This window comes from Vibrio sp. OY15 (genome assembly GCF_000742455.1).
In the GTDB taxonomy this organism is placed as follows: domain Bacteria; phylum Pseudomonadota; class Gammaproteobacteria; order Enterobacterales; family Vibrionaceae; genus Vibrio; species Vibrio alginolyticus.
In genome coordinates this window covers 44,304-68,134 of the sequence record NZ_JPIL01000010.1, presented here as the reverse complement: position 1 = coordinate 68,134, position 23,831 = coordinate 44,304, and the positions used below count along the sequence as shown (strand labels likewise).

Annotated in this window: 21 protein-coding genes; 15 read left to right on the top strand and 6 right to left on the bottom strand. The window is 46.2% G+C overall.

The annotated features are described in order from the left end of the window. The first annotated feature begins 192 nt into the window (after window positions 1-192). Together IJ23_RS14035 and IJ23_RS14030 are read left to right on the top strand one after the other, a co-directional pair. Window positions 193-2,277, top strand: coding sequence for an alpha-amylase (locus IJ23_RS14035; protein WP_033906593.1), 2,085 nt, complete (start codon window positions 193-195; stop codon window positions 2,275-2,277). Between the two features lie 230 nt (window positions 2,278-2,507). After that, complete coding sequence (locus IJ23_RS14030; RefSeq protein ID WP_025768941.1) at window positions 2,508-3,761, top strand: valine--pyruvate transaminase; 1,254 nt, start codon at window positions 2,508-2,510, stop codon at window positions 3,759-3,761. Window positions 3,762-3,888: 127 nt separating this feature from the next. Here the strand turns inward: IJ23_RS14030 and IJ23_RS14025 are convergent, their stop codons facing one another. The 6 genes from IJ23_RS14025 to dnaA all read right to left on the bottom strand — a co-directional run bounded on the left by IJ23_RS14025 (window position 3,889) and on the right by dnaA (window position 11,710). Then, window positions 3,889-4,326 (bottom strand): Hsp20 family protein, encoded by a 438-nt coding sequence (locus IJ23_RS14025; RefSeq protein ID WP_005378857.1) that lies wholly within the window; start codon window positions 4,324-4,326, stop codon window positions 3,889-3,891. Window positions 4,327-4,859: 533 nt separating this feature from the next. Beyond that, window positions 4,860-5,276, bottom strand: coding sequence for a GreA/GreB family elongation factor (locus IJ23_RS14020; protein ID WP_033906592.1), 417 nt, complete (start codon window positions 5,274-5,276; stop codon window positions 4,860-4,862). 343 nt (window positions 5,277-5,619) lie between these two features. Beyond that, window positions 5,620-8,037, bottom strand: coding sequence for a DNA topoisomerase (ATP-hydrolyzing) subunit B (gene gyrB, locus IJ23_RS14015; RefSeq protein ID WP_005378841.1), 2,418 nt, complete (start codon window positions 8,035-8,037; stop codon window positions 5,620-5,622). A 13-nt stretch (window positions 8,038-8,050) separates the two neighbouring features. Then, entirely contained in the window at window positions 8,051-9,130 is a 1,080-nt protein-coding gene (gene recF, locus IJ23_RS14010) for a DNA replication/repair protein RecF (protein ID WP_005378839.1), read from the bottom strand. Between the two features lie 9 nt (window positions 9,131-9,139). Beyond that, window positions 9,140-10,240 carry a DNA polymerase III subunit beta gene (dnaN, locus tag IJ23_RS14005; RefSeq protein WP_005394106.1) on the bottom strand — a complete coding sequence of 367 codons (1,101 nt, stop codon included), beginning with the start codon at window positions 10,238-10,240 and terminating at the stop codon, window positions 9,140-9,142. A gap of 63 nt (window positions 10,241-10,303) precedes the next feature. Beyond that, on the bottom strand, window positions 10,304-11,710 hold the full coding sequence (gene dnaA / locus IJ23_RS14000; protein WP_005378835.1) for a chromosomal replication initiator protein DnaA: 1,407 nt from the start codon (window positions 11,708-11,710) through the stop codon (window positions 10,304-10,306). Between the two features lie 412 nt (window positions 11,711-12,122). Here dnaA and IJ23_RS13995 point away from each other — a divergent pair, with 412 nt between their 5' ends. From IJ23_RS13995 to IJ23_RS13940, 13 genes are all read left to right on the top strand, one after another. After that, complete coding sequence (locus IJ23_RS13995) at window positions 12,123-12,869, top strand: amino acid ABC transporter substrate-binding protein (protein ID WP_033906591.1); 747 nt, start codon at window positions 12,123-12,125, stop codon at window positions 12,867-12,869. A gap of 114 nt (window positions 12,870-12,983) precedes the next feature. Next, window positions 12,984-13,655, top strand: coding sequence for an amino acid ABC transporter permease (locus tag IJ23_RS13990; RefSeq protein ID WP_005378829.1), 672 nt, complete (start codon window positions 12,984-12,986; stop codon window positions 13,653-13,655). Next, entirely contained in the window at window positions 13,652-14,389 is a 738-nt protein-coding gene (locus tag IJ23_RS13985; protein WP_005378827.1) for an amino acid ABC transporter ATP-binding protein, read from the top strand. The genes IJ23_RS13990 and IJ23_RS13985 overlap by 4 nt, the downstream gene beginning before the upstream one ends. Before the next feature lie 242 nt (window positions 14,390-14,631). Continuing rightward, on the top strand, window positions 14,632-14,766 hold the full coding sequence (rpmH, locus tag IJ23_RS13980; protein WP_005378825.1) for a 50S ribosomal protein L34: 135 nt from the start codon (window positions 14,632-14,634) through the stop codon (window positions 14,764-14,766). Window positions 14,767-14,812: 46 nt separating this feature from the next. Beyond that, on the top strand, window positions 14,813-15,136 hold the full coding sequence (gene rnpA / locus IJ23_RS13975; RefSeq protein ID WP_005394102.1) for a ribonuclease P protein component: 324 nt from the start codon (window positions 14,813-14,815) through the stop codon (window positions 15,134-15,136). After that, entirely contained in the window at window positions 15,103-15,360 is a 258-nt protein-coding gene (gene yidD, locus IJ23_RS24205; RefSeq protein ID WP_005378822.1) for a membrane protein insertion efficiency factor YidD, read from the top strand. The genes rnpA and yidD overlap by 34 nt, the downstream gene beginning before the upstream one ends. A gap of 2 nt (window positions 15,361-15,362) precedes the next feature. Beyond that, window positions 15,363-16,985 carry a membrane protein insertase YidC gene (yidC, locus tag IJ23_RS13970; protein WP_005383834.1) on the top strand — a complete coding sequence of 541 codons (1,623 nt, stop codon included), beginning with the start codon at window positions 15,363-15,365 and terminating at the stop codon, window positions 16,983-16,985. Window positions 16,986-17,115: 130 nt separating this feature from the next. After that, complete coding sequence (gene mnmE, locus IJ23_RS13965) at window positions 17,116-18,477, top strand: tRNA uridine-5-carboxymethylaminomethyl(34) synthesis GTPase MnmE (RefSeq protein ID WP_005383836.1); 1,362 nt, start codon at window positions 17,116-17,118, stop codon at window positions 18,475-18,477. Between the two features lie 100 nt (window positions 18,478-18,577). Further along, window positions 18,578-19,012 (top strand): FMN-binding protein MioC, encoded by a 435-nt coding sequence (gene mioC / locus IJ23_RS13960; protein ID WP_005378900.1) that lies wholly within the window; start codon window positions 18,578-18,580, stop codon window positions 19,010-19,012. A 477-nt stretch (window positions 19,013-19,489) separates the two neighbouring features. Continuing rightward, complete coding sequence (mnmG, locus tag IJ23_RS13955; RefSeq protein WP_005378901.1) at window positions 19,490-21,385, top strand: tRNA uridine-5-carboxymethylaminomethyl(34) synthesis enzyme MnmG; 1,896 nt, start codon at window positions 19,490-19,492, stop codon at window positions 21,383-21,385. Further along, window positions 21,385-22,020, top strand: a complete 636-nt coding sequence (rsmG, locus tag IJ23_RS13950) for a 16S rRNA (guanine(527)-N(7))-methyltransferase RsmG (protein WP_005378902.1) — start codon at window positions 21,385-21,387, stop codon at window positions 22,018-22,020. Before mnmG ends, rsmG begins: the two co-directional genes overlap by 1 nt. A 10-nt stretch (window positions 22,021-22,030) precedes the next feature. Continuing rightward, on the top strand, window positions 22,031-22,804 hold the full coding sequence (locus tag IJ23_RS13945; RefSeq protein WP_005383838.1) for a ParA family protein: 774 nt from the start codon (window positions 22,031-22,033) through the stop codon (window positions 22,802-22,804). A gap of 24 nt (window positions 22,805-22,828) precedes the next feature. Beyond that, entirely contained in the window at window positions 22,829-23,710 is an 882-nt protein-coding gene (locus IJ23_RS13940) for a ParB/RepB/Spo0J family partition protein (protein WP_005383840.1), read from the top strand. The last annotated feature ends 121 nt before the right edge of the window (window positions 23,711-23,831 follow it).

Here is a 23,831-nt window from a genome sequence, read left to right as displayed (position 1 = left end):
AAATAAGTAAAAGGGAAGCAGATGCTTCCCTTTTTTGTTGCCTTCAAACCGATGAAGGTGATGCTTATTATTCATTTTGTGAACAAGACTAAAATTTGTAGGGTGAGACGCGTTTAACTTGTTGGTGTAGAGCTCGGATTGTAGAGGCACAGTTTTGCTATAACTGGACTGTTTATTCGGGGGAAGGACACAATGAAAAAAACAATTCTCGCACTCTCTATCGGTCTACTGAGCGCCTGCAGCCAGATTCCAGAAAATGCCATCGTATTAAGCGTTGGTGATGACACCGCTGTTTTTGAGGAAAACTCACAGGGCTTACTTGTCGCCGAGCAAAAACTCGAAAAAGGCAGTTATAGCTTTACCATTGCTGACAGCAAGCAAAGCTGTGGCAGTAGCTTTGCCCTAGCAGAAGAAGATCGCATCAAATTCAATCGTCCATTAAAAATGGATAACTGCGCCACTGATGCACAAATGCCGCTGCGCATCTTCAAAGCCAATACCTATCAATTTACGCTCAACCCAACCACCAACGAGCTAACGGTAAAAATCAAACCAAAACAGAGTCAGGACATCACCTACTCTTGCCCTGTCGCAACTGACACGCCAAAAACCATCAACGTTGCCCAAACCTTTAATGATGGCACTGTCGTTCGTGATGCCTTAACCGGACAAGAAACCACTGTCGCCAATGGCAGCGTCACCATGCAACCGGGTCCTATGAGCCAAGGTCTATTGCTGCTAGAAGAAGTTGAACAGCAAGCCGACAAACCGTTCAGTTGGGACAATGCGACGGTGTACTTCGTCATGACCGACCGCTTCTACAATGGCAACCCAGACAACGACAACAGCTACGGTCGCAGCAAAGACGGAAAATATGAGATTGGTACCTTCCACGGTGGTGACTTATCGGGTCTAACGAAAAAACTCGATTACATCGAATCACTTGGTGTCAATGCTATCTGGATAACCTCACCACTGGAACAAATCCACGGCTGGGTTGGCGGCGGCGATAAAGGCGACTTTAAGCACTACGGCTACCACGGCTACTATCACCAAGATTGGACCAAGCTTGATGCCAACATGGGTACCGAAGATGAACTCAGAACCTTCGTCGATACTGCCCATAAGAAAGGTATCCGCGTGATTTGGGATGTGGTCATGAACCACACAGGTTATGCGACATTAGCAGACATGCAGGAATTCGGATTTGGTCAGCTTTACCTTGATGACCAAGAAGCCAAAGAAGTCCTTGGTGAAAAATGGACCGACTGGCAGCCAAAATCAGGACAAAGCTGGCACAGCTTCAACGACTACATCAAATACGGTGATAGCGAAGCGTGGGATAAATGGTGGGGCAAAGATTGGATCCGCACCGATATTGGCGACTACGATGCTCCGGGCTACAACGACATCACCATGTCTTTGAACTACCTACCGGATCTCAAAACCGAATCAACTCAGAAAACCGGATTACCAAACTTCTTCCGCAATAAAGACACCAATGCGCAAGATGAGCTGCAAACCCCACGTGAACACCTGATTACCTGGTTATCCGATTGGGTGCGCGACTATGGCATTGACGGCTTCCGTGTCGACACCGCTAAACACGTTGAAATGGAAGCGTGGGCAGAGTTGAAAGCCAGCACCACCCAAGCGCTTGCTCAATGGAAACAAAACAACCCGGACAAAGCCTTGGATGACCTACCTTTCTGGATGACAGGTGAAGTGTGGGCACATAGCGTAGTGAAGAGCCCGTATTTCGATAACGGCTTCGATTCCATCATCAACTTCGAGTTCCAATCTGATGTGGCACCAAAAGCGCTGAAGTGTTTCGCTCAACTTGATAATGATTACCGCCGCTATGCAGAACGCATCAATACCGATCCTGAGTTCAACGTGTTGAGCTACCTGTCTTCACACGATACACAACTGTTTTGGTCGGCACGCAGCCGCAGCTTTGATGACCAAGCACGTGCGGCAAATGCTCTGATGCTGGCTCCGGGTGCAGTACAGATCTATTACGGTGATGAGATAGCTCGTGATTTTGGCATTACTGGTTCAGACGCCCACCAAGGCACACGCTCAGATATGCCATGGGATAAGATTCATGGCGAGCGTGAAGATCTGCTGCAACATTGGCAAAAATTGGGTGAATTCCGTAAACGCCACCCAGCGGTTGCTCAAGGTAAGCACATCACTCGCAATCAAGAAGGTTACTACGCGTTCGAACGCCAATACCAAGACGACAAGGTACTGATTGTTTACACCGGTGAGTAAATCACACTCTCTCCACCAGCAAGGGAAGCATAAGCTTCCCTTTTTTTATTGTTCTTTTTGCCATTTAGTCTCGTCCCTCTGGTCTGATGACACACTTTTTTCTTTTTCGGCTTAATTCACACTTTGCGTTAATTACACATTGAGGTAAGGTCAAGGATTACTCGATAAGCCGATAAAACATCGGCATAAACATACACAAAGCAATCACAATGAATTAGGTATAAGTCAGCATGCAGTTCTCAAAGTTTGGTGAAAAATTTAATCAGTATTCAGGTATTACGCAGTTAATGGACGATTTGAATGATGGTCTGCGCACACCAGGTGCCATCATGCTCGGTGGAGGTAATCCTGCCGCCATTCCTGCCATGCTCGATTACTTTCACCAAGCCAGTGAGGAAATGCTCGCCAGTGGGGAGCTCGTCGCCGCCCTCGCCAACTACGATGGCCCGCAGGGTAAAGACGCGTTCGTCAAAGCGCTAGCTCAGTTATTCCGTGAAACTTACGGCTGGGATATTTCCGAAAAAAACATCAGCCTAACTAACGGTAGCCAAAGTGGCTTTTTCTACTTGTTCAACTTGTTGGCAGGTAAACAGCCAGACGGTTCGCACAAGAAAGTGCTACTGCCTATCGCGCCTGAATACATCGGTTATGGTGATGCTGGCATTGATGAAGATATCTTTATCTCTTACCACCCAGAAATCGAGCTGTTAGATAACGGTCTGTTTAAATACCACGTCGATTTTGAGCAACTAACCGTCGACGACTCTGTTGCGGCAATCTGCGCGTCTCGTCCAACCAACCCAACGGGTAATGTACTGACAGACGAAGAAGTACGTAAACTGGACAAGCTAGCACGTGAGAACAACATCCCGCTGATCATCGATAACGCCTACGGTCTACCTTTCCCGAACATCATCTTTGAAGATGTCGAACCGTTCTGGAATGAAAACACCATCCTATGCATGAGCCTATCTAAACTTGGCTTGCCAGGTGTGCGTTGTGGCATTGTGATTGCGAGTGAAGAAATCACTCAAGCGTTAACCAATATGAACGGCATCATCAGCCTAGCGCCGGGCAGTGTTGGTCCAGCGCTGGCAAACCATATCATTGGCAAAGGTGATCTGCTTAAACTGAGTTCAGAGGTGATTAAGCCGTTCTACAAGCAAAAATCACAACGTGCGGTTGAACTGCTCCAACAAGCAATTACCGATGAGCGATTCCGCATCCACAAGCCGGAAGGCGCTATCTTCTTGTGGTTATGGTTTGATGAACTGCCAATCACAACAATGGAACTGTACCAACGCTTGAAAGCGCGTGGCGTATTGATTGTCCCTGGTGAATATTTCTTTATTGGTCAGCAAGACGAGTGGGATCACGCGCACCAATGCCTGCGTATGAACTACGTTCAAGATGATGAGATGATGCAAAAAGGCATTGCGATTATCGCTGAAGAAGTGGAAAAGGCTTACCGCGAAGGTAAATAGACGGATTGAACTCAGCCGTTCTTCTCTTTGAAATTACGGCTTTGAAATAGCGGTTTTGAAAGCACCCAAACTAAAAAGAGCGCCCATATGGCGCTCTTTCTCATTCTATAACCGGGTGGTTAACTGATTAGTTGTTCTCAATCAGGTTGTTGCCACCGATAGCAATCTTACGTGGTTGCATGGCTTCAGGGATTTCACGAACTAAATCGATATGAAGCAGACCGTTTTCCATTGATGCACCCACGACTTTTACGTAATCCGCTAGCTGGAATTTACGTTCAAAATCACGTTCTGCAATACCTTGGTAAACGTAGTTTTTGCCTTCTTCTGCTTTACGTTCGCCCTTCACAATCAACATGTTTTCGTTTTGAGTCAGATCGAGCTGTTCTTCAGCAAAGCCAGCAACGGCCATAGTAATACGGTAGTTGTGCTCGTCTTTTTGCTCAATGTTGTATGGAGGGTAACCGCCAGAAGTATTTTTCGCTGTATTCGCTTCCATCAGGTTTAGCAGACGATCAAAGCCAATTGCATTACGGTATAGTGGTGAGAAATCTACATTACGCATAAATCTATCCTCTTAATTAAGCAATAGTCTTAGTTCAGATGAGTTCCATCCTACTGGCGTGTTTATGCAAAAACCAACGCCGAACTAAGAGATTCTTATCATTCCACTGGCCTTGGTTTGGCTCGGAGACATGATATTGAATCTAAAGGTTTAAGTTGTGTGCTAAAACGCCATATCCTCTTCTGAGCGATCTCGTTTTAGCGATTTCAGAGGGCTGGTCTTCTAGTCTCTAGCAAGCCAGTCACCCTCTTCATAACTAGATATAAGGTCGTCAAAAATGACTTTCAAGGGAAAAAATAAAAAATTTTTAAAGCATCCACTATCCCCTTGAACAGCTTAGTTCCTCATCACTTCGCGATCAGTGATAAAAAGCCCGCCGTTCTGGAGGGCTCAATCTACACTTTACTTGCGGGAGGATTTACGCGCTTTTACAACGCCCTTTTCTGCCGCCTTTTCCTGCTTTAGTTTGCGCTTTTCTTTTAGACTCAACTGCGGTTGTTTCTTTTCTTTCTTACTCATGACTTCACCTCTATTTATTGGCACAACAGACAACCACACAGCATTTTCTGAGCTGGTGGTTGCGATTGATGAACAATTTCAGTAATCACAAAGCAGCGTCGCTGATTAAAAATTTCCACTTCGAGCGCATCATTTTTAGCTAGACCTAACAGTCGAGACCCCAAATAAGAATCGACCGCGAGCATACCTGTCATGGGTTGCCCCTTGCGCGAGCTGACCAATGTCATGCGATATTGATAGGCGCGTTCAACATCCACTAAGCGAACCGTGTCCCCAACCGCAATACGAGCTCGGTTGCGGCAATGGGCTTGTTGCTCGCAGGTTTCAAATAGCGATAACAACCTTAGTGGTGATTGATAGGTTAAAAAGCGACTGGTTAACCACCAAGTTCGCAGCGCCAAGCAGTACGCCGAGAACCAGCGTTCAAACATGATTATTTCCTTCTTAATGCCTTGTCTTACAAATAAATTCAGTGCATTGAACCGGAAGTGCATCACTTCCGGCTTAGTTCAGGAAAGTCATCACCATTTTCTTAGTCTCCTTAATCAACAGCTCTTCAGCACTATAGCGAGCAGAAAAAAGAAAGCAAAAGCGCTCAAGCGAACAAAATGGCGAGAAAAAAAGAAAACAGATATAAAATGGCAGGCTTGATCGCGTTGTTGGCAGTTAGTACCAGAAAAACATCAGCTTTGGCAGAAAGTGGCGATTTTAGCTGGTGGTAAAACAAAAAAAGCAGCGATTTCTCGCTGCTTTTTACTATCACGAACAGTGTCGTTATACGTCTAGGTTCGCTACTTTCAGTGCGTTCTCTTCGATGAAGTTACGACGAGGTTCTACTTGGTCACCCATTAGCGTAGTGAACAGTTGATCTGCGCCTACCGCATCTTCAATCGTTACCTGCATCATACGACGAGTTTCTGGGTCCATGGTGGTTTCCCAAAGTTGGTCTGGGTTCATCTCACCTAGACCTTTGTAGCGCTGACGGCTTAAGCCACGCATAGACTCTTTCACTAACCAGTCAAGCGCTTCTGCAAAGTTTGCCACTGGCATAGTACGCTCACCACGTTTGATGTACGCGCCTTCTTCCAGAAGTCCATCAAGTGCTTCTGATAGATCAGCCAACTTGCCGTACTCTTTCGAGTTTAGGAAGTCGATGCTAATTGCATGTTCGTGCGTCACGCCGTGAGTACGAACCACAATCTTAGGCAAGTTTAAGCCTAGCTCTTCGTGCTGCTCAACTTCGTAGCTGTACTGGCTTGCACCCACTTCTTTCGCATTCAGCTGTTCAATAAGCTGCTTCGTCCAAGCTTCCACAACTGATGCGTCATGGCATTGCTCTGGCGTTAGGCGAGGAGTGTAAATCAACTCGTTTACCAAAGCACTTGGGTAGCGACGGCTCATACGTTCCGCCAGTTTAATACCCGCATTGTACTGTTGAACAAGCTTCTCTAGTGCTTCACCTGCCAATGCTGGTGCTTCTGCGTTTACGTGTAGCGATGCATTATCCAGAGCTAATGATACTTGGTATTGGTTCATCGCTTCTTCATCTTTGATGTACTGCTCTTGTTTGCCTTTTTTCACTTTGTATAGTGGTGGCTGAGCGATGTACACGTAACCACGCTCGATAAGCTCTGGCATTTGACGGTAGAAGAAGGTCAATAGTAGCGTACGGATGTGCGAACCATCGACATCGGCATCGGTCATGATGATGATGTTGTGGTAACGAAGCTTGTCCGGGTTGTACTCGTCACGACCGATACCACAACCTAGTGCGGTGATTAGTGTTGCTACTTCTTGAGAAGATAGCATCTTGTCGAAACGTGCTTTTTCTACGTTAAGAATCTTACCTTTTAGCGGTAGGATTGCTTGGTTCTTACGGTTACGGCCTTGTTTTGCGGAGCCGCCTGCCGAATCACCCTCCACTATGTATAGTTCAGAGAGTGCCGGATCTTTTTCCTGACAGTCTGCAAGTTTACCTGGAAGACCAGCTAGGTCTAGTGCACCTTTACGGCGCGTCATTTCACGAGCTTTACGCGCGGCTTCACGAGCACGTGCTGCATCGATGATTTTCGAACAAACCATCTTCGCTTCTGTCGGGTTCTCAATCAGGAACTCAGACAGTTTTTCACCCATTGCAGACTCAACAGCTGATTTCACTTCAGAAGAAACCAGTTTGTCTTTTGTTTGGCTTGAGAATTTAGGATCAGGCACTTTCACCGAAACAACCGCAGTTAGACCTTCACGCGCGTCGTCGCCTGAAGTCGCTGTTTTCGCTTTCTTCGAGAAACCTTCTTTATCCATAAAGCTGTTCAATGTACGTGTTAGCGCAGCACGGAAACCAGCAAGGTGAGTACCACCATCACGCTGTGGGATATTGTTGGTAAAGCAGAAGATGTTCTCTTGGAAACCATCGTTCCATTGCATCGCCACTTCAACTGAAATGCCGTCTTCACGCTCAGAGTTAAAGTGGAAGATTTTTTCGATGATTGGCGTTTTGTTGGTGTTTAGGTGATCAACGAACGCTTGAATACCACCTTCATACATGAAGTGATCATGTTTGTCCGCTTCACGTTCATCAACCAATTTGATCGACACACCAGAGTTCAGGAATGACAGTTCACGCAGGCGTTTCGCCAGAATGTCATAGTGGAACTCAGTGTTAGAGAACGTTTCGGCACTTGGCCAGAAACGAATTTGTGTACCGGTTTTATCCGTATCACCCACAACGGCTAGTGGCGCTTGAGGCTCACCATGGCGGTAGGTTTGCGTATGGATATGGCCACCACGATGAATCGTTAGCTCAACTTTCTCTGATAGTGCGTTTACTACTGAAACACCTACCCCGTGAAGACCACCCGATACTTTGTATGAGTTATCGTCGAACTTACCACCCGCGTGAAGAACCGTCATGATTACTTCTGCTGCAGAGACATTTTCCTCTGAGTGGATTTCTGTTGGAATGCCACGACCATCATCGCTAACGGAAACCGAGTTATCCTCATGAATTGTCACAACGATGTCTTTACAGTGACCTGCCAACGCTTCATCAATTGAGTTATCCACCACCTCGAAAACCATGTGGTGAAGGCCGGTGCCGTCGTCCGTATCGCCGATGTACATTCCTGGACGCTTACGTACCGCATCCAGACCCTTCAGTACCTTAATACTCGATGAATCGTAATTTTCAGACATGAGTTTCTCTCTTCTAGTTTGACTCTATCCTGCCATGTTCCACATGAAACAATTTACCGTTATCGTCCAACATATCGGCGATTTGGCTTTCAGTGATAGAGCTTACAAATACTTGTGCGCCCGTCTCTTTTAAGCAGTCAGCAAGACGCTTGCGACGTTGGCTATCTAATTCCGACGCGAAGTCATCAATTAGGTAAATGCATTGTTTACCGGCCATCTCTGTCAGGTGTTGCCCTTGCGCTACTCGCAATGCACACACCATGAGTTTTAATTGACCGCGTGACAGAACATCTTCAACGGGCGTTCCGTTCACTTTAATGCGCAAATCAGCTTTGTTTGGGCCACTAAAGGTGTATCCCAATGCCTGATCACGCTCAAAATTCTTTTCTAGTATCTCGTGGTATGGGGTGTCTTTATCCCAGCCACGATAATACTTCAATTGGATCTCAAATTCTGGCAAAAATGTCTGACAGATAGTTTCTGCGACGGTTTTCATCTGCTCGATGTAACTTGCTCGCCATTGGCTGATGTTTTCAGCCAATCCTGCCATTTCCTGATCCCAATAACTGAGCTCACGATAACTATTGGCGGTTTTCAACAACGCGTTGCGCTGCTTGTTCAGGCGCTTGAACCTTCCCCATGCTTGATAAAAAGCGGGCTCGGTATGAAACACGCCCCAATCAATAAACGCACGACGATGTTTAGGGCCATCTGTCAGTAAATCAAACCCTTCTGGGTGTATCAACTGCAGAGGCAGAACTTGTGCCAACTGCGCTAATTTTTGTCCAGATTGACCGCCTATTTTAACCTCTGTTGAGCCATCACGCTGCTTATTAATGCCGATAGGTAGCTCAAATTGATCCGAGTTCAAAAAACGACCATGAACAAACAGTTCGTCACACTCATTTTGTATCACTCGTCCGGTGAGAGAGCTCTTGAATGAGCGGCCATGCCCGAGCAGATAAACCGCTTCTAAGACACTGGTTTTACCGCTGCCGTTCGGCCCGATAAGAAAGTTAAAGCCTGCTGATAACTCAATATCACAGGCTTTAATGTTTCGAAACTGCTGAATGATGAGACGAGAAAGAGGCATTCAGTTGGCTTATAGACGAATTGGCATCACCACGTACATGGCACTGTCATCGTCGGCATTTTCAATCAATGCGCTAGCGTTAGCATCCGACATCGACACACGTACATTTTCACAACGCAACGTGTTCAGAACATCAAGCACATAGCTTACGTTAAAGCCGATTTCGATGGCGTCACCTTCAAAGGTTACATCAAGCATCTCTTCCGCTTCTTCTTGCTCTGGGTTATTCGCGGTTATGCGCATTTCAGTATCAGCCAGATTCACACGCACGCCACGGAATTTTTCGTTGGAAAGAATCGCAGCACGAGAGAAGGCTTGGCGCAACTCGTCACAACTTGCTATTAGTGTCTTATTGGTGCTCTGAGGCAATACACGGCGGTAGTCAGGGAAACGACCATCAACCAACTTAGAGGTAAAAGTAAAGTTATTCACCTCAGCACGAACATTGGAGCTACCGATCTGAAGTACTACAGGCTGCTCTGGCGCATCCATCAACTTTACTAATTCTTGCACACCTTTGCGTGGCACGATGATTTGCTTCTGCGCAAAGTCCGCACCTAGCTGAGTTTGCGATACCGCCATACGGTGGCCGTCCGTCGCCACGCTGCGTAGCGTGGTGCCGTCAATTTCAAACAACATGCCGTTGAGGTAGTAACGAACGTCTTGATTCGCCATCGAGAACTGAGTTTTGTCGATCAGCGTACGTAAATCAGCTTGGCTCAGTGATACTTCCACTTCGCTTTGCCAGTCTTCAATATTAGGGAAATCGTTCGCAGGAAGCGTTGCCAATGAGAAACGGCTGCGACCAGAGCGAACTTGTACGCGATCACCTTCTAATACAAATGTGATGATCGCATCGTCCGGTAAACCACGGCAGATATCGAGAAACTTACGCGAAGGAACGGTAATGCTGCCCGCTTCAAAATCACCTTCTAGCGTCACTTTGCTTACTAACTCTACTTCAAGATCGGTTGCCGTCATCGACAATACGTTCTCTTCTACTTTAAGAAGTAGGTTACCCAGGATTGGCAGAGTTGGTCGGCCACCTAAAGCGCCCGAAACCTGCTGTAGCGGTTTGATTAAATGACTACGTTCAATGGTAAATTTCATGCTTGGCTCTTTACGCTGTCAGCTCAATAAATGATTTGCTTAGAATACCGTTATTCTAACCGATTACGAAGACAGGGTGCGAATCAAGTTAGAGTAATCTTCTTTAATGTCGTGGCTCTCTTCACGCAGCTGCTCAATCTTGCGACAAGCATGAAGTACGGTCGTATGATCGCGGCCCCCAAACGCATCGCCAATTTCAGGCAAACTGTGGTTGGTTAGCTCTTTTGCTAACGCCATAGCCAGCTGACGAGGACGCGCTACAGAACGAGAGCGACGTTTAGACAGCAAGTCCGCCACTTTAATCTTGTAATATTCCGCCACGGTCTTTTGAATGTTATCGATTGTCACCAGCTTCTCTTGTAGAGCAAGCAGATCGCGCAGCGCTTCACGAACAAAATCAATCGTAATTGGACGACCAGTAAAGTTCGCATTCGCGATAACACGGTTCAGTGCACCTTCTAGCTCACGAACGTTCGAACGCAGACGCTTGGCAATGAAGAATGCCACTTCATCAGCAAGGTGGATTTGGTGATCTTCGGCTTTTTTCATCAAGATCGCCACACGCGTTTCAAGCTCAGGTGGCTCGATCGCAACAGTAAGCCCCCAACCAAAGCGAGATTTAAGACGATCTTCAACGCCATTAATTTCTTTAGGATAACGGTCAGACGTTAGAATGATCTGCTGATTACCTTCTAATAGTGCGTTGAAGGTATGGAAGAATTCTTCTTGTGAACGTTCTTTATTAGCAAAGAATTGGATGTCATCGATAAGGAGCGCATCCACGCTGCGGTAGTAGCGTTTGAATTCTTCAATCGCATTGTTTTGCAACGCTTTTACCATGTCTTGCACAAAACGTTCTGAGTGCATGTAGACCACTTTTGCGTTCGGGTTGTTATCCACAATCGCGTTGCCCACCGCATGCAACAAGTGCGTTTTACCCAAGCCCGTGCCGCCGTATAGGAACAGCGGGTTGTAAGCAGCTCCAGGATTATCCGATACCTGACGCGCCGCAGCCAAACCCAGTTGGTTCGACTTACCTTCAACAAAGTTATCGAACTTGTGTTTTGGGTTCATGTTTGAGCGGTGATTGATAGCCGCAATCGCTTGAGCGTCGTCATCCCAGGTTTTGTGTACTGGCTTACGCGCTTGTAATTGTGCAGGTGCAGATGACTCGGCAGCCACATCTGCAGGCGTACGTGTCGGCGCTGGTTTTGGAGCAGAGACAGGTCGGCTCCCCACTTCAAAGCGTAAGTTAGGAATATCGCCACCGCAGTATTCCTGCAGTAAGCGAGTAATATTGTTCAGATACTTATCACGCACCCAGTCCAACACAAAGCGGTTTGGCGCGAATAGAGTGAGAGTATTGTCATTGAGCTCCGCTTGTAGCGGACGAACCCACATGCTGAATTCTGTAGCTGGTAGCTCTTCTTGAAGCTGCTGCAAACATTGCAGCCAAAGCGAAGATGACACGGTGCCCCCACTGAGTAATTGAATTATCGGAAAAGACTGGCAATTTTACCTGTTGATAACCAAGATCGCCAGCGATTGATCGACGATCCAGTGAATAAGATCCAAGTTATTCACAATTATTTCTGCAAACTTGATGAGATCAACACACCTTGCCCCAAATTTGCCCACACAACGATCCACAATTGGGCAAAATTAACAAGATCGAGCGATTGGTGATAAGTCTGTGTATTATTTTATTCCCAATGCTGATTTTGTCGATCATTTCGCTAGGTTCAGTTCGCATTTTCGTCACATTTAACATTCTTCTTCTATTATCTAATAACTCACAGGTCTAGGTTATTGCTCTTGGTTATTTATTTAATTGAGCTAACTAACAGTAGTATTTCCAACCATAAAATTATGGAGATGTATTATGAAAAACTGGATTAAGGTTGCCGTTGCAGCCATTGCACTGTCGGCAGCAACCGTACAAGCCGCTACTGAAGTCAAAGTTGGTATGTCAGGTCGCTACTTCCCGTTTACTTTTGTAAAGCAAGACAAGCTACAAGGCTTTGAAGTCGACATGTGGGATGAAATCGGTAAACGTAACGATTACAAAATCGAATACGTAACAGCCAACTTCTCTGGTTTATTTGGTCTTTTAGAAACTGGTCGTATCGATACGATCTCCAACCAAATCACCATGACTGACGAGCGTAAAGCTAAATACCTATTTGCTGACCCTTACGTTGTAGATGGCGCACAAATTACCGTGCGTAAAGGCAACGACAGCATCAAAGGTGTTGACGATCTTGCGGGCAAAACCGTTGCGGTGAACCTAGGCTCTAACTTTGAGCAACTGCTGCGTCAATACGACAAAGACGGCAAGATCAACATTAAAACGTACGACACAGGTATCGAACATGACGTGGCGCTCGGTCGTGCAGACGCGTTTATAATGGATCGTCTTTCTGCGTTAGAGCTGATTAAGAAAACTGGCCTTCCTCTGGAATTGGCAGGCGAACCGTTTGAGACCATTCAAAACGCATGGCCTTTCGTTGACAACAAGAAAGGTCGTAAGCTGCAAGAAGAAGTAAACAAAGCGCTAGCTGAGATGCGCGCAGATGGTACAGTAGAGAAAATTTCCGTGAAGTGGTTTGGCGCTGACATCACGAAATAAGAACTCTTTGTACTTTAGGCCGCAAAGTGGTATCACTCTCGGACTAAAATAAACTTACGTAAAGGTGGAACTTGTTTTCCACCTTTTCTTTTCTCTAGCCTTTAGGTAAGCCGTATGGGATTTGACTTTAATTACATGTTGGAACTGTTGCCGATATTGCTGAAATATCTTGGCACAACCATGGAAATGGCGACATGGGGATTGGTGTTTTCGCTGATTTTATCCGTCATTTTAGCCAATATTCGCGTATTTAAACTGCCAGTTCTGGATCAATTAAGCCAACTGTACATCAGCTTCTTCCGTGGCACCCCACTGTTGGTTCAGCTTTTCCTGCTTTATTACGGCTTACCGCAAATTTTTCCATTGATGGTCGGTATCGACGCCTTTTCAGCAGCGGTTATCGGTTTAACGCTGCACTTTGCCGCTTATATGGCGGAAAGTATTCGTGCCGCCATTATTGGCATTGATCGCAGCCAAATGGAAGCGAGCTTATCGGTCGGTATGACGACATCCCAAGCAATGCGCCGAGTGATTTTACCTCAAGCAACGCGTGTCGCACTGCCTTCATTGATGAACTACTTCATCGATATGATCAAGTCAACGTCTCTCGCTTTCACGCTTGGTGTGGCCGAAATCATGGCGAAAGCACAGATGGAAGCCTCATCAAGTTTCCGTTTCTTTGAAGCTTTCCTTGCGGTTGCTCTTATTTACTGGGGCGTGGTGGTGATTCTGACTCGCGTACAAATCTGGGCAGAAGCAAAACTGAATAAGGCGTACGTACGATGATTAAGTTAGAAAATATTCACAAACGTTTTGGTGAGACTGAAGTGCTGAAAGGCATCGACCTCGATATTAAGCAAGGTGAGATCATCGTGATTATCGGCTCAAGTGGTACGGGTAAATCAACCTTGCTGCGTACGGTGAACTTTCTAGAACAAGCAGATGAAGGTCGTATCACGATAGATGACATCTCCGTTGATACTCAAAAACACACTAAAGCCGAAGTATTAGCGCTGCGTCGTCGAACTGGCTTTGTGTTCCAAAACTATGCCTTGTTTGCCCACATGAATGCGCGCCAGAACATTGCCGAAGGTCTAGTGACCGTTCGAGGTTGGAAAAAAGCCGATGCTCTCAAACGAGCGCAACAAATTCTGGATGACATCGGCCTTGGGGATAAAGGCGATAGTTATCCAGCGGCATTATCTGGCGGCCAACAACAACGTGTGGGTATCGGCCGAGCGATGGCGCTGCAACCAGAACTGCTGTTGTTTGACGAACCAACTTCTGCGCTGGATCCTGAATGGGTCGGTGAAGTTCTCTCATTAATGAAGAAGTTAGCTAATCAGCATCAAACCATGCTGGTGGTGACGCACGAGATGCAATTCGCGAAAGAAGTAGCTGATAGAGTGATCTTCATGGCGGAAGGCAATATCGTTGAGCAAGGTTCTCCACAGGATATCTTCGATAATCCACAAGATCCTCGTTTGAAAAAATTCCTTAACCAAGTAGGAATAGAGTAACGATCAAGCATCAGGATCGATTGATCCTTGAGATTTTACTCACACTACGTATAATCGCCCGGCCGGAATTTCGTACTCATTGAGTCATTGACACATTATGTGAGTGTGATTACAATTCCGCCTCTTTGTTGAGAGGCGTCGGTTGTCCTTCTCTATATAAAGAGCTTCTTTATATAAGAAAGCAAATACCCACGCCGGGTTTAACAAGAACCTAAAACTACTGATCAGTAAAGGTAATTATCATGAAACGCACTTTTCAACCTACAGTTCTAAAGCGCAAGCGTACTCACGGCTTCCGTGCTCGCATGGCAACTAAGAACGGTCGTAAAGTTATCAACGCACGTCGTGCAAAAGGCCGTGCGCGCCTATCAAAATAATCGCTAGTTTATTTTGAACACGTACGCGTTTAATCGGGAGTTACGTTTGTTAACTCCCGAGCATTATCAAAACGTCTTCCAGCAAGCTCATCGAGCTGGCTCGCCTCATTTCACCATCATTGCTCGCAATAACAAACTTTCTCACCCACGATTAGGTTTAGCGGTTCCCAAAAAGCAAATCAAAACGGCTGTCGGTCGTAACCGATTTAAGCGTTTGGCTCGTGAAAGCTTTCGTAACAATCAACATCAGCTTCCAAACAAAGATTTTGTTGTGATTGCGAAGAAAAGCGCGCAAGATTTAAGCAATGAGGAAATTTTTAAGTTGTTTGATAAGCTATGGCAACGCCTGTCTCGCCCTTCACGTGGATAGCCATTGGGCTCGTTTATCTGTATCGCTGGTTTATCAGCCCTTTGATTGGTCCTCGTTGCCGGTTCACACCAACCTGTTCCACTTACGCGCTAGAAGCTTTGAGAGCTCACGGTTTTGTAAAAGGATGTTGGTTATCAGGCAAACGTCTATTAAAATGCCACCCTTTGAATGAAGGGGGGTATGACCCCGTTCCACCAGTCCAAAAACAAGACAGAGATAACTAACGATGGATTCTCAACGTAATATCCTGCTCATCGGTTTGGCCCTGGTTTCTTTTTTGCTGTTTCAACAATGGCAAGTTGCAAAGAATCCAGAACCTCAAGCAGTTGAACAGGCTCAATCAAGCAGCACTCTACCTGCACCATCTTTTGCTGATGAACTTGACCCAGTTCCTGGTCAACAGCAAGCTTCTGCAAAAACTATCACAGTAACGACTGATGTTTTAACTCTGTCGATCGACACCGTTGGTGGCGATGTGGTACATGCCAACCTTAACGAATACTCTGCTGAGTTAGATTCATCAGATTCCTTTGTTCTGCTTAAAGACGCTCAAGGTCACCAATTTATCGCTCAAAGCGGTCTAGTGGGTCCTCAAGGTATCGACTTGAGCAGCACAAATCGCCCTCACTACAACGTAAGTGCAGACAGCTTCACAATGGCTGACGGTCAAGATGAACTTCGCGTTCCGATGACATTCACTGCAAACGGCATCGAATACACCAAAACTTACATCTTTAAACGCGGCAGCTACGCGCTTAATGTTGAATACGATGTAGTGAACAACTCAGGCAACAACGCAACATTTGGTATGTACGCTCACCTACGTCAAAACCTAATGGACGATGGTGGTAGCATCACAATGCCTACTTACCGTGGTGGCGCATACTCAACAGAAGATACGCGTTACAAGAAGTACAGCTTTGATGATATGCAGGATCGCAACCTGTCTCTTAACCTAGCCGATGGCCAAGGTTGGGCAGCAATGATTCAGCACTACTTTGCCGCAGCTTGGATCCCACGTAACGAACCAGGTACTAACCTATACACTCGTGTAATTGGCAACCTAGGCGACATCGGCGTTCGTATGCCGAACAAAACTATCGCAACAGGCGATCAGGCTAAGTTTGAAGCAACACTTTGGGTTGGTCCAAAACTGCAAGATGAAATGGCAGAAGTGGCACCTAACCTAGACCTAGTAGTGGACTACGGCTGGTTATGGTTCATTGCGAAGCCTCTTCATATGTTGCTTTCATTCATCCAGAGCTTTGTTGGTAACTGGGGTGTGGCAATCATCTGTCTGACCTTCATCGTTCGTGGTGCAATGTACCCACTAACAAAAGCGCAATACACGTCTATGGCGAAAATGCGCATGCTACAGCCTAAGCTGCAAGCAATGCGTGAGCGTATCGGTGATGACCGTCAGCGCATGAGCCAAGAAATGATGGAACTGTACAAGAAAGAGAAAGTGAACCCACTAGGTGGCTGTTTACCTCTTATCCTACAGATGCCTATTTTCATCGCGCTTTACTGGGCACTAATGGAATCGGTAGAGCTACGTCACTCTCCATTCTTCGGTTGGATTCATGACCTTTCAGCACAGGACCCTTACTACATCCTGCCGCTATTGATGGGTGCGTCTATGTTCCTAATCCAGAAGATGAGCCCGACAACGGTAACGGATCCAATGCAGCAGAAGATCATGACCTTTATGCCGGTTATGTTTACCTTCTTCTTCTTGTTCTTCCCATCAGGTCTCGTTCTGTACTGGTTGGTGTCGAACATCGTAACGCTTATCCAGCAAACTCTGATCTACAAAGGATTAGAGAAAAAAGGCTTACACAGCAAGTAACCTTTTAGGAAATGATTGAGAAAGGCGGCCAAAAGGTCGCCTTTTTGTTTTTGGCTGATTACAATTCAGCTAATTAATTGTGATGGCTCCCTAGGTATCTTCCCTATAGCCCAGCTCAAAAGGCAAAATTATGACTACAGATACGATTGTCGCTCAAGCGACCGCGCCTGGTCGTGGCGGTGTCGGTATTATTCGAGTTTCTGGCCCTAAAGCCAACCAAGTGGCGTTAGAAGTCACTGGCAAAACACTAAAGCCCCGCTACGCAGAGTACCTGCCGTTTAAGTCAGAAGATGGCACTGTGCTTGATCAGGGCATCGCACTGTACTTCCCTAACCCACACTCATTTACAGGTGAAGACGTACTTGAGCTGCAAGGCCATGGCGGCCCTGTCGTGATGGATATGCTGATAAAACGCATTCTAGGTATAGATGGTATTCGAGCTGCTCGCCCTGGTGAGTTCTCTGAACGCGCATTTCTGAACGATAAACTCGACTTAGCTCAAGCCGAAGCGATTGCAGACCTCATTGATGCCAGTTCTGAAGAAGCAGCAAAATCGGCGCTGCAATCCTTACAGGGCGCATTTTCAGGCCGCATTAATACCTTAGTTGAGTCGCTGATTCATTTGCGTATCTATGTTGAAGCAGCCATCGACTTCCCTGAAGAAGAGATCGACTTTTTGGCCGACGGTAAAGTGGCTGGTGACCTACAAGCCATCATCGACAACCTAGATGCGGTGCGCAAAGAAGCTAACCAAGGCGCTATTATGCGTGAAGGGATGAAAGTCGTGATTGCGGGTCGTCCAAATGCGGGCAAATCAAGCCTGCTGAACGCGCTATCGGGTAAAGAGTCTGCAATCGTAACCGACATCGCAGGAACTACGCGTGATGTACTGCGTGAGCATATCCATATTGATGGCATGCCTCTGCACATCATCGATACTGCAGGTTTGCGTGATGCTTCCGATGAAGTAGAGAAAATCGGTATCGAACGCGCGTGGGATGAAATAGCCCAAGCAGACCGCGTGTTGTTCATGGTGGATGGCACGACAACCGATGCCACCGATCCGAAAGATATCTGGCCAGATTTTGTGGATCGCCTACCAGACAACATTGGCATAACTGTGATCCGTAATAAAGCGGATCAAACGGGTGAAGATATGGGGATCTGCCACGTCAATAACCCTACTCTTATCCGTTTGTCAGCGAAGACTGGTGCAGGGGTTGAAGCTCTGCGCGATCATCTCAAGGAGTGTATGGGCTTCTCTGGCAACAGTGAAGGTGGGTTTATGGCTCGTCGTCGTCATCTCGATGCATTAGAACGTGCCGCACAGCACCTTCAAATAGGCCAGGAGCAGCTTGAAGGCTATATGGCAGGTGAAATATTGGCTGAAGAGCTACGCATCACCCAACAACATCTCAATGAGATTACCGGTGAGTTCAGTTCTGACGACTTACTGGGACGAATCTTCTCTTCATTCTGTATCGGGAAGTAAATAATCGAACGCGCGGTGCTGAGCTTAACTCACACCGCGTTTCTTTTTGTACGGCAAGCCATCCATGAGCTTTAGCCGTCGCATTCAATAAGGAAGAAGTATGATCCACATTATTACAGGCAGCACGTTAGGTGGCGCAGAATACGTAGGGGATCACCTGAGTGATCTACTCAACGAGAATGGATTTGAAACAACGATCCACAACCAGCCTTCCCTCAGTGATATCGAAAATCAAGGTACGTGGTTGGTGATCACCTCTACACATGGAGCTGGTGAGTATCCTGATAATATCCAACCTTTTATCGCAGCATTACAAAATACACCGCCAAAAATGACTGATGTAAAATTTGCGGTGATTGCGATTGGTGACTCTAGCTACGATACGTTCTGTGCCGCTGGTCAACACGCTTATGATTTATTAGAGGATATTGGTGCAACCCCTCTCGCAGATTGCTTTAAAATCGATGTACTGAGCCATGATGTACCAGAAGACGCCGCAGAGATGTGGTTAAAAGAGAATATCGAACGTTTTTAAACTCACGACTTTCCCTTCAACAGAGTCGAAATTCGGCTCTGTTTTCTCCCATTTGAATAACTCCCACCAAATTATTTTGTTTAACCGCTCAAAAACCAACCAAACAGACTGTGGATAACTACAATAAGATCCAGTGATTTTCCTTTAGTTATCCCAATAACAACTTTGATCAATTTTACCCCCTGTGTATAACCACCACTTTTGATCCCAGGTAATCCTCGATCTGATCCAATCATGATCACAAGATATGATCCAAAGAAGATCCATGATCTTGTTGATCATTTTTAGGTTATCCACAGAAACGGTCGATCCTAATAGTAGATCTAATAAAAGATCATATATATAGATCTTATATATATTTATCTTGAAGCTTAAAACGGATAAAACGAGAAAACGTTTTTCTCTCTGGCATAAAGCAGGTAAAATACGGCTCCTTTATCTGTCCATTAAATCCCTTTGAATACCTGAGGTCAGTTCATGCTTTATCACGAAAACTTTGACGTCATTGTTGTCGGTGGCGGACACGCAGGAACGGAAGCCGCGCTCGCATCTGCACGCACAGGACAAAAAACGCTTCTCCTTACCCATAACATCGATACATTAGGCCAGATGTCTTGTAATCCGGCGATCGGTGGTATTGGTAAAGGTCACTTAGTAAAAGAAGTAGATGCTATGGGCGGTTTGATGGCTGAAGCCATCGACCATGCAGGTATTCAGTTTCGTACACTAAATGCCTCCAAAGGTCCTGCAGTACGAGCAACTCGAGCTCAAGCCGATCGCGCTCTGTACAAAGCGTACGTTCGTAATGCATTAGAAAATGCGCCTAACTTAACGTTGTTCCAGCAATCAGTTGATGATCTGATTGTTGAACAAGATCGCGCAGTTGGTGTGGTAACTCAAATGGGACTTCGCTTCCATGCGAAAGCCGTTGTGCTAACCGTGGGTACCTTCCTTGGTGGTAAGATCCACATAGGTATGGAAAGCTCGTCTGGTGGTCGTGCCGGGGATCCACCATCGATCGCATTAGCGGATCGACTGCGTGAACTGCCGTTCCGTGTGGATCGTTTAAAAACAGGTACTCCACCGCGCATTGATGCTCGTACTGTTGATTTTTCAGTGCTAGAAGCTCAGCACGGTGATAACCCAACGCCTGTATTCTCGTTCATGGGCAAACGTGAACAGCATCCGCGTCAGATTCCATGTTTCATCACCCACACCAATGAACAAACTCACGATGTGATCCGTAGTAACTTGGATCGCAGTCCAATGTACGCAGGTGTGATTGAAGGTATTGGTCCGCGTTACTGTCCGTCTATTGAAGACAAAGTGATGCGTTTCGCTGACAAAAACAGCCACCAAATCTTCATTGAGCCAGAAGGCCTAACCACGCACGAGTTATACCCTAATGGTATCTCGACCAGCTTGCCATTTGATGTGCAAGTACAAATCGTGCGCTCAATGAAAGGGTTTGAAAATGCACACATCGTTCGCCCAGGTTATGCGATTGAATATGATTTCTTCGATCCACGTGATTTGAAGCAAACGTACGAGACGAAGTTCATCCATGGTTTGTTCTTTGCTGGCCAGATTAATGGCACGACTGGCTACGAAGAAGCCGCAGCGCAAGGCTTGATGGCCGGTCTAAATGCAAGCTTGTTTAGCCAAGACAAAGAAGGCTGGAGCCCACGTCGTGACCAAGCTTACATGGGCGTGTTGATTGATGACTTATCGACCATGGGTACCAAAGAGCCGTACCGCATGTTCACTTCTCGTGCGGAATACCGCCTGCTACTTCGTGAAGATAACGCCGATTTACGTTTAACGGAAAAAGCGCGCGAGCTAGGCTTGATTGATGATGTTCGTTGGGCTCGCTTTAACGAGAAAATCAACAATATGGAAACGGAGCGTCAGCGTTTGAAAGCAACGTGGATGAATCCGAAGTCAGAGGGTGTTGATGAGCTGAACAAGCTGCTGAAAACCCCAATGGCCCGTGAAGCGAGTGGTGAGGATCTTCTGCGTCGTCCAGAGATCACTTATTCGCAACTGACGCAACTTGAAGCGTTTGCTCCTGCACTTGAAGATCAGCAAGCGGCTGAGCAAGTTGAAATTCAAGTGAAATACGATGGTTACATCAAGCGTCAGCAGGAAGAGATCGAAAAATCACTGCGTCACGAAAATACCAAGTTACCTGCTGATTTGGATTACCGCGATGTAAAAGGTTTATCAAACGAAGTCGTTGCTAAACTGAGCGAGGCCAAACCAGAGAGCATCGGTATTGCATCACGCATTTCTGGTATTACGCCTGCTGCAATTTCTATTCTACTTGTTCACTTGAAAAAGCATGGTTTGCTGAAGAAAGGTGAGGAAGAATAATGAGCGCATTGCGAACAAAGCTGGATTCACTGATCGCGAAAACCGATTTGGAAGTGTCAGAACAGCAACGAGAGCAGTTAGTTGGTTATGTCGAACTGCTCGACAAATGGAACAAAGCGTACAATTTAACATCGGTACGTGATCCGCTTGATATGTTAGTGAAACATATTCTTGATAGTATCGTTGTAAGCGCACACCTGCCCGGTGAGCGCTTCATTGATGTTGGTACTGGTCCGGGGTTACCGGGCATCCCTTTGGCAATAATGAACCCTGAGAAAACCTTCTTTTTGCTCGACAGTCTTGGCAAACGCATTCGTTTTATCAAGCAAGTCGTGCACACATTAGGGCTGAAAAACGTGACACCAATTCAAAGTCGCGTCGAAGAATTCCAACCTGAAGAAAAATTTGATGGCGTTTTGAGTCGAGCTTTTGCTTCAATGACAGACATGGTGGAATGGTGCCACCATTTGCCGAAACAAGAGCACGGGGTGTTTCTAGCGCTGAAAGGACAGCACCCTAAAGATGAAATGGATCAGCTTCCTGAATGGTGCAGTGTGACAGAGATCATATCTTTGGCTGTTCCTGAGTTGGAAGGTGATCGTCATCTAGTAATCTTATCGCGCAAGGAAAATTAGCGAGGTAATCGTGGGTAAAATTGTAGCAATCGCCAACCAGAAAGGTGGGGTCGGCAAAACAACAACGTGCATTAACTTAGCGGCTTCGATGGCGGCAACAAAGCGCAAGGTTTTGGTGATCGATCTCGACCCGCAAGGCAATGCTACGATGGCCAGTGGCGTGGATAAGTATATGGTCGATGCCACCGCATACGATCTTTTGGTCGAAGATACACCGTTCGATCAAGTCGTTTGTACCCAAACAACAGGGAAGTATGATTTGATCGCGGCGAACGGAGACGTAACCGCGGCAGAAATCAAATTGATGGAAGTTTTCGCTCGTGAAGTGCGTCTAAAAAATGCATTGTCGTCAGTTCGCGATAACTATGATTTCATCTTTATTGATTGTCCTCCTTCTCTAAACCTTCTTACAATCAATGCGATGGCGGCAGCTGACTCTGTGCTGGTGCCGATGCAATGTGAATACTTTGCGTTAGAAGGTTTAACTGCTCTTATGGATACAATCAGCAAGTTAGCGGCTGTTGTGAATGAAAACCTAAAAATCGAAGGTTTATTGCGTACCATGTACGACCCACGCAACCGCTTATCGAATGAAGTATCCGATCAACTTAAAAAACACTTTGGGAATAAAGTTTACCGTACTGTCATTCCGCGTAATGTTCGTTTGGCTGAAGCGCCAAGTCACGGTAAGCCAGCAATGTACTACGATAAGTACTCCGCAGGTGCCAAAGCGTATCTTGCTCTAGCGGGCGAAATGCTCCGCCGCGAAGAAATCCCAGTTTAACTCTAACCTAAGGAATTCAATCCCATGTCTAAGCGTGGTCTCGGAAAAGGACTGGATGCGTTATTGTCGACCAGTTCGTTTGCTCGTGAAAAACAGCATATTGCATCGCATAGCCAAGAATTATCGGCAGACGGTGAGTTAACCGATTTAGCGATTGGTCAATTGCAGCCGGGCGTATACCAACCGCGTAAAGATATGGCGCCTGAAGCGCTAGAAGAACTAGCGGCTTCGATTCAATCACAAGGCATTATTCAACCAATCGTGGTTCGCCAGGTCGAAAATGGTCAGTTTGAGATCATCGCAGGTGAGCGCCGCTGGCGTGCTGCAAGGCAGGCGGGTTTAAAACGCGTGCCGTGTTTGGTGAAAAAAGTTGAAGATCGTGCCGCCATCGCCATGGCGTTGATTGAAAACATTCAACGTGAAGACTTGAATGTGATTGAGGAAGCCCAAGCGCTTGAACGTCTACAAGATGAATTCACGCTGACACATCAGCAAGTGGCCGATGTGATTGGTAAATCAAGAACGACGGTCAGTAACCTATTACGTCTGAATCAGTTGGAAGTTGATGTAAAAGGTCTGGTTGCAGATAAAAAATTGGAAATGGGTCATGCTCGAGCTCTGTTAGCGTTAGAAGGCGAACAGCAAGTCGAAGTAGCTCAACAAGTGGCTAAGAAGCAAATGACTGTTCGCCAAACCGAACAGTTAGTAAAAAAGTGCTTAGCCCCACAAAATGAGCAAAAAGGGCAACAAGAGGATACCGAAGCCGAGCAAATGTCGCATAAATTGAGTCAGCTGCTTGATGCAAAAGTTTCTCTTACCCGTTCTGCAAACGGAAAAGCGAAATTGACGATAAGTCTTGATGAGCCTCACAAATTGGACCAACTAATTGCCAAGCTTGAGGCCTAGATGAGATAATTGATTTAGGTCAATTAATCTAATTAATCGAATTTTGTGCGAAAGTTGTCGTTTTGTAAACAAAACTGTAAGTTTTTGATGCAATCGAATTGCTTTACGTTGAACTGAACGT